11 protein-coding genes are annotated in these 13,206 nt (G+C 35.1%); 10 read left to right on the forward strand and 1 reads right to left on the reverse strand.

All coding sequences use genetic code 11. The features are described 5' to 3' along the window. The first annotated feature begins 73 nt into the window (after positions 1-73). The 6 genes from C7958_RS03785 to C7958_RS03810 are packed head-to-tail and all read left to right on the forward strand — an operon-like array spanning position 74 to position 5,634. Entirely contained in the window at positions 74-733 is a 660-nt protein-coding gene (locus C7958_RS03785; RefSeq protein WP_243834232.1) for a MotA/TolQ/ExbB proton channel family protein, read from the forward strand. After that, positions 714-1,118, forward strand: a complete 405-nt coding sequence (locus C7958_RS03790; protein WP_111571339.1) for an ExbD/TolR family protein — start codon at positions 714-716, stop codon at positions 1,116-1,118. Before C7958_RS03785 ends, C7958_RS03790 begins: the two co-directional genes overlap by 20 nt. A 15-nt stretch (positions 1,119-1,133) precedes the next feature. Then, positions 1,134-2,261, forward strand: a complete 1,128-nt coding sequence (locus C7958_RS03795) for a TonB family protein (RefSeq protein ID WP_111571340.1) — start codon at positions 1,134-1,136, stop codon at positions 2,259-2,261. A gap of 6 nt (positions 2,262-2,267) precedes the next feature. Continuing rightward, positions 2,268-4,256: a hypothetical protein gene (locus C7958_RS03800; RefSeq protein WP_111571341.1), complete on the forward strand. Its 1,989-nt coding sequence runs from the start codon at positions 2,268-2,270 to the stop codon at positions 4,254-4,256. Continuing rightward, positions 4,257-4,997, forward strand: a complete 741-nt coding sequence (locus tag C7958_RS03805) for an S-layer homology domain-containing protein (RefSeq protein WP_111571342.1) — start codon at positions 4,257-4,259, stop codon at positions 4,995-4,997. Positions 4,998-5,043: 46 nt separating this feature from the next. Further along, the gene (locus C7958_RS03810; RefSeq protein WP_111571343.1) at positions 5,044-5,634 is read left to right on the forward strand and encodes a cell wall hydrolase; all 591 of its coding nucleotides are present in this window, start codon (positions 5,044-5,046) and stop codon (positions 5,632-5,634) included. Between the two features lie 74 nt (positions 5,635-5,708). On the opposite strand, the gene gyrA is transcribed toward C7958_RS03810, so the two are convergent. Further along, a complete protein-coding gene (gene gyrA, locus C7958_RS03815) occupies positions 5,709-8,093 on the reverse strand; it encodes a DNA gyrase subunit A (RefSeq protein ID WP_111571344.1) in 2,385 nt (794 codons plus the stop codon). Positions 8,094-8,235: 142 nt separating this feature from the next. Between gyrA and gyrB the strand changes: the two genes are divergently transcribed. From gyrB to C7958_RS03835, 4 genes are all read left to right on the forward strand, one after another. Continuing rightward, positions 8,236-10,152: a DNA topoisomerase (ATP-hydrolyzing) subunit B gene (gyrB, locus tag C7958_RS03820; RefSeq protein ID WP_111571345.1), complete on the forward strand. Its 1,917-nt coding sequence runs from the start codon at positions 8,236-8,238 to the stop codon at positions 10,150-10,152. A gap of 40 nt (positions 10,153-10,192) precedes the next feature. After that, positions 10,193-11,461 carry a chloride channel protein gene (locus C7958_RS03825; RefSeq protein ID WP_111571346.1) on the forward strand — a complete coding sequence of 423 codons (1,269 nt, stop codon included), beginning with the start codon at positions 10,193-10,195 and terminating at the stop codon, positions 11,459-11,461. An 83-nt stretch (positions 11,462-11,544) separates the two neighbouring features. Then, positions 11,545-11,709, forward strand: a complete 165-nt coding sequence (rd, locus tag C7958_RS03830) for a rubredoxin (RefSeq protein WP_005488503.1) — start codon at positions 11,545-11,547, stop codon at positions 11,707-11,709. A gap of 132 nt (positions 11,710-11,841) precedes the next feature. Further along, positions 11,842-13,164 carry a TrkH family potassium uptake protein gene (locus tag C7958_RS03835; protein ID WP_111571347.1) on the forward strand — a complete coding sequence of 441 codons (1,323 nt, stop codon included), beginning with the start codon at positions 11,842-11,844 and terminating at the stop codon, positions 13,162-13,164. Positions 13,165-13,206 lie beyond the last annotated feature (42 nt).

Below are 13,206 nucleotides of genomic sequence, written 5' to 3' on the forward strand. Positions count from 1 at the left end.
AAGGATTATTATACTTTATATTGAAATTAAAACTTAGCGTGGAATATATTAATTATTATTAGATTTAAGAGGAGTGATAGGATTGGATTTAAATCGTATTTGGAATTTATTGACACTGGGTGGACCAATGACTATACCACTTTTAATTGCATCGGTATTTAGTCTGGCTGTAATTATTGAAAAAGCAATTTTCTTTTACAGAAATAATGATAACAATTTTAGATTAATTAAGAGAATTGAAATTCTTGTTGAAGAAGGGGATATTTTAAGTGCTTTAAATGAATTAAAAGGCAAAAAAAGTACAAATGCAAAACTTTTGTCAACAGCATTAGCTCACAATAGTGAAGACCCATCACGTTTACGTGAGGTTTTACAGGCTGTAGGAGAAGATGAAATAAAAAAAATGGAGAGACATCTTCCGATTTTAGATGTTGTAGCGATGATTTCTCCTTTGCTGGGTCTTTTAGGTACAGTAATGGGAATTATTAGCAGTTTTAATATTTTAGGTACTGCTGCAGGGGCAGCAAATCCAGCTCAGATAAGTTCTGGTATTGCAGCTGCTTTAATTAGTACTGCTTTAGGACTTATAATTGCTATTCCAACTGCTATCTTTTATTCATATTTTGCTCATAAAGTAGAAAGAAAAGCTCATCAGATGAATTTAAGTATGGTAGAAATTGTCGATGTTGTCAGCAATAATAGAGGTGACAGTGATGTTCAAAACTACTCTTAAGAAAAAAAGTACTATCAATATAATCCCAATGATTGATGTTATCTTTTTTCTTTTAGTATTTTTTATGCTTTTTACAACATTTAGGACAACCCCTGAAGGAATTGAAATGCAGCTACCAAAGGCAGTAACAGCTACAGAACAGAATACAGAGAATTTTATAGTACAGATTGATTCAGAGGGGAATTATTATTATGAAGATCAATCTTTGGGGTTAAATCAAATAATTTCGGAAGCAGAAGTGGCGAATAATGAAAATACAAATTTAACAATTGTGATTAGTGCTGATAGGAATACACGTTATGAAAATGTAGTATCTTTAATGGATGGTATGCGTAATGTGGGTATCACACGACTGGCACTAGCTGCAGATAAAGAAGGTAGTTAATGGGATGGTGAATTTATGCCTAATAACAATGATGATAGAAAATTACTGCTTTATATAAGTGTCTCAATAATTTTACATCTTTTAATTCTTTATTTTCTTCCAATTGGTTTTCTGCATGGGAGCGCTCAGAGTGAGAGCGAATTAAATGATTACGGTTATGTGCAGATGGTCGACTATCAGCCTGCTCCTTTAGAAGAGGAAAATGTTGAAGAGGAGACAGAATTAACTGAAGATCCAGCAGAGGAAGAACTGGAAGAAATTGAAGAAGAGGTAGTTGAGGAAGAACCTGCGCCGGAATCTGAACCAGAACCAGAAGAAGAAATTTCTGAACCGGAACCGGAGCCGGAGCCAGTAGTTGAAGAAGAAACTGAATTGGAAGCTGAGGTAGAAACTGAATCCGAAAGCGAAAATATAGAAGAAACTGAAATGGATACGGATATTGAGTCAGAAGCAGAACAAGTGGAAAAACATGAACTGGAACCTGAGCCAGATCCGGAAGCAGCTGAAGTTGAACCTGAGCCAGAACCTGAACCTACACCTGAGGAAAGTGTAGAGGAAAGTGAAGAAGATTTGATGGCAAGTGAAGAAAGTGAAAGTGAGGTAGAAGTTGTTCAGGAAGCTGATTCTGAGGAAGAGGTTGAAACAGAACAGGTTGATCCTACTGCTGAAAATACTGAAGCAGATGAAGAAATTACAGAGGAAAATATAGAAGCAGAACCAGAGGAATCCACTGAAGAAATAGAAGAGCCTGCAGCAGAAGAAACTGCTCAGGAAAGTTCAACTGAACAGGAGGAAAAAGAAGTTAACCCACCACCTCCACCTACTTCAGGAGATTTAATTGGTTTAATTGAGCCTCCAACTTTCCCCAAAGATTTAGTAGGTAGCCGTTCTGAAGGTACAGTTAGGTTGACAGTCCAGATTTCACCTGGAGGTACTGTTAATAATATTCAGATTGTAGAAACTTCTGGACATGATTCTATGGATAGAGTAGCACAGCTAACTCTTGAACACGGTTGGGAATTTAAAGAGTATCAGAGGCCTTATAGAATTCCAGTCTCAGTAAGATATTTTATAGATGAATCTGATAATACTCAGGTAGAGGTTGATATTGGCGAAGTTGAATTTGTTTCTGGAGGTGAGTGATAATTAATGTATAAATACAGAAAGATTCTTATAATTGCGCTGCTTATAATTTTAGTTTTTAGTTTCAAGACAGCAGCTCAGAATAATTTTTTCCAGAACGAAGATGAGCATAACAATCTTCGTTTTGGAAATGAATATATAGTAATTGTAGTAAATCAAAATGAAAATTCACAGGGAAGATTTGCTGTAGAAACAACTGGTGGAGCTCCGGCAAGAGAAAATGATGACAATAAGCCTTTAATCTATGGTCGACCAAATCCCTGGACTTCATACACATCACTCTGGATTAATGAAGAAAAATATGTATTTGGTGGTACAACAGAAAGAAGAGCAGGTGATGGTGCAAAATATGGTGAAGTAATTCAGGAACCCACTGTTGAAGATAATCAAATAATTACTAAAACTCGTTTTGATAATATTGTAGTTGAACAAATTCTGTCAATAGTAAAAAGTTCAACAACTGGACTTGCAGATAGTGCTCAAATACAGTATAGAGTTATCAATGAGGGTGATCAGGAAGAAAAAGTAGGCTTGAGAGTGATGCTGGACACAATGCTTGGAGAAAATGATGGAGCACCTTTTAGATTAGGTGAAGACACTATTTCAACTGATAAGTTATATTATAATAAACAGCTTGATGATTTCTGGCAGGCTTTTGATAGTGTTTCTAATCCGCAGGTTACCTCTCAGGGGTCATTTATTGGCCCTGATGTAAGTACACCAGATAGAGTTTATTTTTCTGACTGGGGTAGTCTGGCTGATGGTGTCTGGGATTTTGATTTTAATCCAGGGCAGGAATTTATTCGTAAAGGTGAATATGAGATTGACAGCGCCATGGCTATGTACTGGGTACCTGAGATGATTGAACCAGGAGAAAGCAAAACTTATATTACAAAGTATGGACTTGGTGGAATTACAATTGTTCCTGGAATTTTATCTCTGGGAGTTACATCACCGGCTGAAGTTACTTTGGATGAAAACAATCAAAGTTTTCCTGTTGTTGCTTATTTAGAAAACACTTCTGAAATCAATGCTCGTAATGTATCAATAGAAATTGAGCTGCCTGATAATTTTAGTGCTGAAGAAGCCAGCAGAAATCTTGGTGATATGGCACCAGAAGATATCTCTCAAATCACCTGGAATGTAAGAGCTGATAATAGAAACAATCTTCCAGAAGAGATGACTTATCGGGTTATAGTTGATGCAGATAACACTGATTCTAATGAGGTGGAAAGAAGAGTTGAATTTTTAGGTCCACCAGAATTAAATGCTAATATCACTCTGATGGAAGAAGTAGAATCAGTTGACGGTAGATTAGAGCCAAATCCATTTAGAATTCAGGCTGAAATTAATAATTCTGGAGAAACATCTCTATATGGTGTTGAAGCAGAGTTGATTTTACCACCTGGATTAGTGACTGCAAGCAGTGAAAAAAGCAAAAAGAATCTTGGTATTTTAAGACAGGAAGAAATTATTAATATTAATTGGGCGATAGAAGCTTTAAGAGTTGATGGAACTTTACCCTTTGCCCTAAAAGTAAGTGGTTTAAATAACTATCAGAAAACAATTGTCGAAGAAATTAGTTTACCAGAATTAAGACCATTAATTTTACTTAGAGAAACTAAGGGTCAGCAAGATGAAAATTATTATTCTGTTGATATTGTTGCTGCTAATATTGCAGAAGCAGAAAATATTAGCTTTGAGCTTAATTATAACAGTGATAATTTATTGTTGACACATATCTCTCGTGGTGATTTCTTTGTTGGTGATAATAATTTACTGCCCTTTAACAGACCAGATCGTTCTGAAATAGGAAAAGTTTTATTTAATCAAGAATTTCCTTTTAATAAAGCAAATGGTGTTATTGCGACTGTTCATTTTAAGTTAAAAGAAGACAGTCCAGGCAGTATAAGCATTGACAATCTTGAAGCTGTAAATGGTCCTGGAAATCCATTTCAAATTAAAATCAGAAATATTTTAGAGGAGGAAAATTAAATGTTAAAATATAAAAGTATTTTTTCGGTAACTTTATTATTAATCTTAATTTTTAGTGTGGGTGCATTTGCACAACAATTTGATGATGTACCTCGTGATCACTGGGCTTATGATAGTGTGCAGACTTTAGCAGAAAGAGGATATTTAAGTTTATATTCCGGGGAAGACTTTAACGGTGAAGAACCTTTGACTAGATATGAAATGGCAGAAATAATTGCCAATGTATTAGAAAATACTACTGCTGGAGGGACAGCATCTCAAAGTCTTTCAGAAGAAGATGTTGATGTTATTCGCGAATTATCTTTAGAATTTAGAGACGAACTAGTTACTGTTGCTGAGAGACAGAAAAACTTTGAAGAAAGATTAAACAGTTTAGAAGATACTAACCAGATTCAGGATGAAGATATAGCAAATATTAATGTTAGAGTTTCAGAGATGCAGGAGGACGTTCAAAAAGTATCTAGTTTAGAGGAAAGTGTTAATCAAATTGACAGTCAGATTGCCAGTCTGGAAGATGAATTAGCTGCTATTCAGGAGGAAGGTTTATCCGGCGAGCAGCTGCAAGAACTGGAAGACAATCAGAGTGTAAATATGACTAGAATAGAAGAACTTGAAAACAGAATTGAAGAATTGGAAGCAGAAAGAACTGCTGCAGCAGAGGAAACTGCTGAAGATAGCGCTTCGTCTCTAAACACAGGCTATATAATTGGTGGTTTAGCTTTACTGGCCTTAATACTTTAATACCAGGCTAAATTATAATAATTAATTGATTAAGGAGAGTAATTTTATGCAGAGGATTCATTTTAAAAAGATAATTATATCTCTAGCTTTAATTATGATATTAAATGCAGTATTTTTACCCTATATTATGCCATCTGCTGAGCTTAAAGCAGCTTCTATTGAAAAGGAAGATATTTATACCGGATTAGGACTTATGTTTTTGTTAGTTGTTCTTTCCGGTGGCGGAGATAACAAAAATGAAGCTGTTAGAAGTGATGACTTTCATAGTTATAAAAACTTTAGTGCAGATGAAATAGAAATACTGGCCAGCATTATCAATGCAGAAGCTAGAGGTGAGAGTTATGACGGAAAAGTTGCAGTGGGAGCTGTGATTATTAACAGAGTTTATCATCCTTCTTTTCCCAATTCTATTAGAGAAGTTGTCTATCAATCAGGTCAATTTACTCCTGTGGAAAATGGAATGATTAATCTTTCCCCTGATAGTGATTCGTTTAAAGCTGCTTATGATGCAGTAAGCGGTCTGGATCCAAGTCAGGGAAGCCTGTATTTTTATAATCCGGCTAAATCGAGAAACCCATCCTTCTTTGCTGGCAGAGAAAAGGTTGTAACTATAGGGAATCATGTGTTTTTAAAATAAATATTAGCTAAGATAAAACCTCAGCCATTTTAATCATTGGCTGAGGTTTTCCTATATAATATTAAATTAGATTTTTATTCAGTTTCAATAATTTTTTCTACTGCTACTATCTTTTCAAAATTAAGATTTTTAGTCACCTGATACATATTCCCCCCGGCTGAGGTTTCAGGTATATCATTAACTTTAATTTCATTAATCTCTCCATTTTTAGCAGCAATTAGTATTTTATCATCTTTTACTGCCTTCACTGCACCTGCTAATTTATAATTTGTATTGGAGAAAATTCTTATACCTCTGCCATTTCTTTTTTGAGCTCTAAAATTACTCAGTTTAATTTTATTAGCTCTACCATCATCGCTAATTGAGACTAAGAAATTATCCTGATCAAAAGTATTAAAGTACAGTACCTGATCATTTTTGCCTAAGTTTATTGCCTTACTGCCCAGAGTGTTGCGTCCTGTAGTAGAGAAGGTATCCCCACTAAATCTGATCAAATACCCATTTTTGCTGACTACAACTAAATCCTGAACAGAGTCAGTTTTTTCAACATTAATCAGCTGATCATCATCTAATTTAATTGCTCTAATATGGCTGTAATTTGTTCTGTATTCATCAGCACTACTTCTCTTAATTAAGCCTGATTGGGTGGCAAAGGTATAATATTGATCTTTAGTGTCGGCGGCTTTTTTAGCTAAAATATTAAGTGAAATAATATTTTCTTTCATTGGGATCTGAAGATATTTACTTAAATTATCACCTGTGGCCAGACCGTGATGTTCTTCAATATCATGAACCTGTAAATTATATACTTCTCCCTGATCGCTAAAGAATAGAAGCTGATCCAGGGACGAACCTTCAACAGTTGAGATCAAATAATCATTTTTTGCTGATCTTAAGCTTTTAAATTCATCATTTCTTTTAATAATTCCGCGATAGGAAAGAGAAAGAACCGCATTTTTTTCTTTAATTAAATCATCTTTAGTAATTTCAGCCTTACTATCATCAGCAATAATATCAGTTCTACGCTGATCATTAAAACGTTTTTTGATTTCTTTTAGTTCTTCTCGAAGAACATTATTTAATTCAGCTTTGTTATCTAAAATGTTTTTATAATAATTTATTTTTTCAGCAAGTTCTTCTCTTTCAGCTTCCAGCTTTTCAAATTCCATTCCAACAAGCCGCTGCAGCTGCATTTCTAAAATTGACTGTGCCTGTTTTTCTGAAATTTCTAGAGCTTCCATTAATTTATCTTTTGCTTCCTTTTTAGATTGAGAATTTCTAATGACCTGAATTACTATATCCAGTTCATCAATAGCTCGTTTTAATCCTTCCAGAATATGATAACGATTTTCGGATTTATTTAAATTATATTCAGTATGATTTTTGATAACTTCTTTCCGGAAATCTAAAAAGTGATTTAAAATTTCTAGAAGTCCCATCACAACAGGTTTTTTATTATTAAGTGCTAAAAGATTGATTCGAAAATTGTTCTGTAAATTAGTATATTTATATAATCTGTTTAAAGTTAATTCTGGATCAGCACTGCTTTTTAGTTCAATTACAATTCTAATTCCCTTTTTATCAGATTCATCTCTTAAATCAGAAACAGAAGAAATTTTGCCCTTATTAACCAGCTCAGCTATTTCTTCAATTAATTTAGCTTTGTTAACCTGATATGGAATTTCAGTAATAATTAGATTCTGGTGTCTGCCTTCTTTTTCAATCTTACTCTTTGCTCTTAAGGTTATTTTCCCCTTACCAGTCTCATAGGCAGCTTTAATACCATCATTACCTACTATTGAAGCACCGGTTGGGAAATCGGGACCAGGTAGATGATTATTAATTATTGTATCCAGTCGGGCATTAGGATAGTCCAGCAGGTGAATCAGAGCGTCTATAACCTCTCCTAAGTTGTGAGGAGGGATAGAGGTACTCATACCTACGGCAATACCGCTGGAGCCATTTACTAAAAGATTTGGTATCTTAGAAGGTAAAACCTCCGGTTCCTGGAGGCTGCCGTCAAAGTTATCGATAAAATTAACAGTTTCTTCATCTATATTATCTAATAGGGCTTCAGCAATTTCTGTTAATTTTGTCTCTGTATAACGCATAGCAGCAGCACTATCTCCATCAATCGAACCAAAGTTGCCGTGGCCGTCAATTAATTGATAGCGCTGGTTAAAGTCCTGAGCCATTCTGACCATAGCATCATAAACAGCACTATCACCATGAGGATGGAACTTACCTAAAACCTCACCAACCAGACGGGCTGACTTTTTGTGGGGCCTGTTGTGAAGCAGCCCCAGTTCTCGAGCCGCAAAAAGTATTCTTCTATGCACGGGTTTTAAACCGTCTCTAACATCTGGCAGAGCTCTGCCGATGATTACACTTAAGGAATAATTCAAATAAGCATCTTTCATTTTATCTTCAATTGCAATTGGGTAAATTTCTTCTTTCATTATCGATCTCCTCTCAAATTAATCGTTTTCTGCTTATTTATAATACCATTTTTATCATAGATTTTGCAAATTTAAAGCTGAATAGACTGGCATTCTAAGATTCTCTTTGTTATAATAATGAAATGGAGGATGGTGAAGATCGATGGATACACTTTTTGACAATGTAGATTATAATGCTGATCAGATACAGGTGCTTAAAGGTCTGGAAGCAGTTCGTAAAAGACCGGGGATGTATATTGGGAGTACAGGAATTAGGGGATTACATCACCTTGTCTGGGAAGTAGTAGATAACAGTATAGATGAATTTTTAGCCGGAAATGGTGATCGAATCAAAGTCACTATTCACGAAGGTGAAGAAATTACAGTAGAAGATTTTGGGCGTGGAATCCCTGCTGATATTCACAAAGATACAGGTCTGCCTGCGGTCCAGGTGGTTTTAACTACCCTGCATGCTGGTGGTAAATTTAATAATAACAGTTACAAGGTTTCTGGTGGGCTGCATGGAGTTGGTGTTTCAGTAGTTAATGCTCTCTCTTCTAAATTAACAATTACAACTCACTGGAAGGGTAATAAATATCAGCAGCACTATAAAAAAGGGATTCCAGTTGATAAATTAAAAAAAATTGGGAGCACTGATCGCAGTGGTACGGTAATCCGCTTTAAGCCGGATCCAGAAATTTTTACAGCTACAGAATTCAAATACGATAATTTGGCTCATCGACTGCAGGAATCAGCCTATTTAAATAAAGATTTAACTCTGATCCTGAAAGATGAGCGGGGAGAAAAAATTGAAGAAGAAGAATTTCAGTATGATGGTGGCATTAAAGCTTTTGTTGAATTTTTAAATAAAGATCGAAATGTGATTAATGAAGATATAATATATTTTGAATCAAAACCTGATGATTATGAAGTAGAGATTGCAGTTCAATATAATGACGGTTATAATGAGCGAATTTTCTCCTATGCCAATAATATAAACACAGTTGATGGTGGTTATCACCTGACCGGTTTCAAAACTGCTTTAACCAGAGCTATCAACAACTTTGCCAAAAATAATAATCAGCTGCCAGCAAAGATTTCTTCTTTAAATGGTAAAGATGTCAGAGAAGGAATTACAGCGGTGATTAATGTTAAATTACCTGAACCGCAGTTTGAAGGGCAGACTAAGTCTAAACTCGGAAATAGTGAAATCCGGAGTATAGTAGAAAGTGAAGTCTATGAATATTTAAGTTTATATTTTGATACAAATCCGGATTTAGCTAAAAAAGTAATTGATAAGGCTGTTCAGGCTGTCAGAGCTCGTAAAGCTTCTAAAAAAGCAAGAGAGCTGACAAAAAGAAAAACTGCTCTGTCATCCAATTCTCTGCCTGGTAAACTTGCTGACTGCAGCAGTAAAAAGGCCGAAAAAAGTGAACTTTTTATTGTTGAGGGTGATTCTGCTGGTGGATCTGCCAAACAGGGTAGAGAGCGCAAATTTCAGGCTATCTTGCCGCTTAAAGGAAAGATACTGAATGTAGAAAGAGCCAGACTGGACAAAATATTAAATAATAATGAGGTTGCTTCAATCATTACTGCTTTAGGAGCTGGAATTGGGGAAGATTTTAATCTAAAAAAACTTCGCTATCATAAAATTATAATCATGACTGATGCTGATGTAGATGGCGCTCATATTGCCACTTTGATTTTGACTCTGTTTTATCGTTACATGCCAGAGCTAATTGATAATGGACATATTTATCTGGCCAAACCACCTTTATATAAGGTGACAAAACGTGGTAAAAGTCACTATTTATATAGTGATCAGGAATTAGAAAAATATAGAACAGAAAATGAGGGGAGCAGTTTCTCCCTGCAGAGATACAAGGGTCTGGGAGAAATGAATCCTGAGCAGCTCTGGGATACAACAATGGATCCAGAAAATAGAGTCCTGCAGAAAGTTGAAATCGATGATGAAATTGAAGCTGATGATATTTTTACTCGCCTGATGGGTTCAAATGCTTCTTTGAGAAAAGAATTTATCTTTAAAAACGCAGAACTAGCTCAGACTATTGATGTCTAATGCTATTTGAAACTTGATTGTTATTTAGGGCGGTGATTTTTTGTCAGCCAGTAAAAACTATCTTAACAGATATTCAAAAATAATTATAGCAGTTTCATTAGGTTTGATAGTGGGATTAATTGCTCTAATTTATAATAATCTTTTAGACTTTTCCACCTTTTTTCTGATTGGTATCGGGGGAGAGCTGACAATTAATAACCGCTTAATATTTTTATTTTTACCAGCCCTGGGAGGACTTGTGGTTGGCTTTATAATTAAATATGGAAGTATGACAGCTAAAGGGCACGGGATTCCTGCTATTTTGACCTCAATCGAGAGCAAAGAACGGCATTTAACATATAGGGATCTATTGACAGAAGGTTTTGCTTCTGCAATTACGATTTCTAGCGGGGGATCTGGTGGTCGAATTGGTCCAATCGTAGAGATTGGAGCTGGAATTGGTGATTTAATTGCTTATAAACTTAATTTAGAGCTTTTTGATTATCAAACTTTTTTAGGCTGTGGAGCTGCCGCTGGAATTGCAGGCTTATTTCACGCGCCTTTAGGTGGAATTATGTTTGTCAGTGAGATTTTATTTAATAAAGTAGAAAAAAATCGGCTGCTGTTGGTTGCTGTCAGTGCAATTTCTGCGGATATGGTTGTTCGCTGGAGTGGTAAAAAACTTTTTCTTCCAGATTTAAATCTGGGTCAGGTTGGAAGTGCTTATAACTTTTTGACAGCGGCAGTTATTGGTATATTTGCTGCTTTTTTTGCTGTGGCTTTTGTCTATACTCTGCGTAAACTATCTAATTTATTTGATAATTTAAAAGTAAATATTGTTTTTAAACCTGCTTTGGGAGGACTGCTGCTGGGAATGATTGCTTTTCAGCTGCCAGAAATTATGGGTTCCGGAAACAGAATAATTGTTTCGTTATTTAACCAGACAGAATTTAATCTTGGTTTTTTATTTCTGCTTTTAATATTTAAAATTATTGCTACTTCTGTAACCCTGGGTTCAGGTGGGTCAGGTGGAATATTTTCCCCTTCCTTATTTATTGGTAGTTTGACCGGAATTATTATTGGAACTTTATTTTATCAATATTTTCCTTTTTCCAGTGGATCCGCTTCTTTATATGCTTTGATTGGAATGGCAGCAGTTATTAGTGCAGTTATCAGAGCTCCTTTAACAGCAACTTTTATCATTCTGGAATTTACTCATAATTACAGTCTGACTATTCCGCTGTTAATTGCTGCTTTGATTGCTGAGCGGATAGCAAGTATGAGTGGTTTAAAGTCTGCTTATTCACCAGAATATTTTGAACGTCTATAATAGTAAAAACTTGACATTTGAGCTATTTTTGTTTTATAATTAGTTAGATAAATAAATACTATAATTAGGAAGGAGCGACTAATATGCAGAAGTATCAATGCACAGTTTGTATGTACATTTATGATCCAGAAGAAGGAGATCCTGTAGGTGGAATTGAGCCAGGCACATCTTTTGAAGATCTTCCAGATGATTGGACATGTCCTGAATGTGGTGTAGGTAAAGATATGTTTGAACCATATGATGGCTAATCTTACTTATATTTAAATATTTTTAAAAAGCTGGGGCTTTAACCCCAGTTTTTATTTTACTTTCAAAATTAATTATAGTATAATTACTTCGAATAAGAAATAAGCTAGTAGTGGAATAAGGACGTGGAAAAAATGAATTTAAAGAAAAAAAACTTAACACCAGCTCAATATCTGGTGAGCGGCTATTTTGTAATTATTATGATTGGATCTCTGCTTTTGATGCTGCCAGTTGCGACAACCGATGGTCAGGGTCTTGGCGCTGTAGATGCAGTGTTTACAGCAACTTCAGCCACCTGTGTAACTGGTTTGATTGTAGTAAATACAAAAGAAGCTTTTACTATTTTCGGTTCTACTGTAATTATGTTCTTAATCCAGATTGGTGGACTCGGGATTATGTCGATGTCTACTTTATTTGCATTTGTGGTCGGTAAGAAAATTAGTCTTAAAGAGAGGCTAATAATTCAGGAAGACTTAAATCAGTATCAGATTTCCGGTATGGTAAGACTGGTTCAGTATCTTTTAGGTTTTACCTTTGCTATAGAAGGAACAGCGGCTGCAATTTTATTTTTACGTTTAAGTCAGGATTATCCATTCTGGAGAGCAATTTATCTTTCTATTTTTCACGCGGTTTCAGCCTTTAACAATGCTGGTTTTGATCTTTTTGGCAATAGTTTAGAAAGTTTTACCGGTGATATTACAATTAACTTTGTCATCATGGCCCTAATAATTCTCGGGGGAATTGGTTTTGGAGTTATGATGGAAGCCTATAACAGAATTAAATTTAAAAAGACTACTTTACAGACTAAAATTGTGATTGTGATGACTCTAGCTTTATTAGTCTTTGGATTTATTACCTTTTTTATTTTAGAATATAATAATACACTTGAGGGACTACCTTTACTGGATAAAACTCTGGGAGCAATGTTTCTTTCGGTTACTCCCCGTACAGCAGGTTTTAATACAGTTCCAACAGGTGCCTTAAAACAATCTTCACTATTTTTGATTATTGTTTTAATGTTTATTGGTGCTTCTCCGGGATCAACCGGTGGAGGAATAAAGACAACCACCTTTGGAGTTATTCTGGTAACGATGAAAAATATGATTACCGGTAAAGAGGATATGGAAATTTATAATCGCAGATTTGAAAAACAAATTATCTACAAAGCTTTCACTATTACAATGCTTGCTGCAGGGTTGGTAATTCTGGTTACAACATTATTATTGATTATAGAAGACTTTCCATTTATAGATGCCTTATTTGAAACTGTGTCTGCTTTTGGTACAGTTGGTTTATCGACCGGTATTACCGGACAATTGTCTAAAATAAGCAGAGTCTTAATTACAATAACTATGTTTGCCGGACGAGTTGGACCTTTAACGCTGGCGGTAGCAATTGGGGAAAAACAGAGAAAAGGAACTTATCATTATCCAACCGAAAAGGTAATGGTAGGATAACAGCAGCATAGTTGAAATGAGTTTATTGACAGGAGGACAAAT

It is taken from the genome of Halanaerobium saccharolyticum, assembly GCF_003259895.1.
In the GTDB taxonomy this organism is placed as follows: Bacteria; Bacillota; Halanaerobiia; order Halanaerobiales; family Halanaerobiaceae; genus Halanaerobium; species Halanaerobium saccharolyticum_A.

What these genes read in the sequence shown, in the direction of transcription:
- C7958_RS03805 (WP_111571342.1), top strand. Translation starts at nt 4,257, where the DNA reads ATGTTAAAATATAAAAGTATTTTTTCGGTAACTTTATTATTAATCTTA.
- gyrB (WP_111571345.1), top strand. Translation starts at nt 8,236, where the DNA reads ATGGATACACTTTTTGACAATGTAGATTATAATGCTGATCAGATACAG.
- C7958_RS03810 (WP_111571343.1), top strand. Translation starts at nt 5,044, where the DNA reads ATGCAGAGGATTCATTTTAAAAAGATAATTATATCTCTAGCTTTAATT.
- rd (WP_005488503.1), top strand. Translation starts at nt 11,545, where the DNA reads ATGCAGAAGTATCAATGCACAGTTTGTATGTACATTTATGATCCAGAA.
- C7958_RS03790 (WP_111571339.1), top strand. Translation starts at nt 714, where the DNA reads ATGTTCAAAACTACTCTTAAGAAAAAAAGTACTATCAATATAATCCCA.
- C7958_RS03835 (WP_111571347.1), top strand. Translation starts at nt 11,842, where the DNA reads ATGAATTTAAAGAAAAAAAACTTAACACCAGCTCAATATCTGGTGAGC.
- C7958_RS03795 (WP_111571340.1), top strand. Translation starts at nt 1,134, where the DNA reads ATGCCTAATAACAATGATGATAGAAAATTACTGCTTTATATAAGTGTC.
- C7958_RS03800 (WP_111571341.1), top strand. Translation starts at nt 2,268, where the DNA reads ATGTATAAATACAGAAAGATTCTTATAATTGCGCTGCTTATAATTTTA.
- gyrA (WP_111571344.1), bottom strand. Translation starts at nt 8,093, where the DNA reads ATGAAAGAAGAAATTTACCCAATTGCAATTGAAGATAAAATGAAAGAT.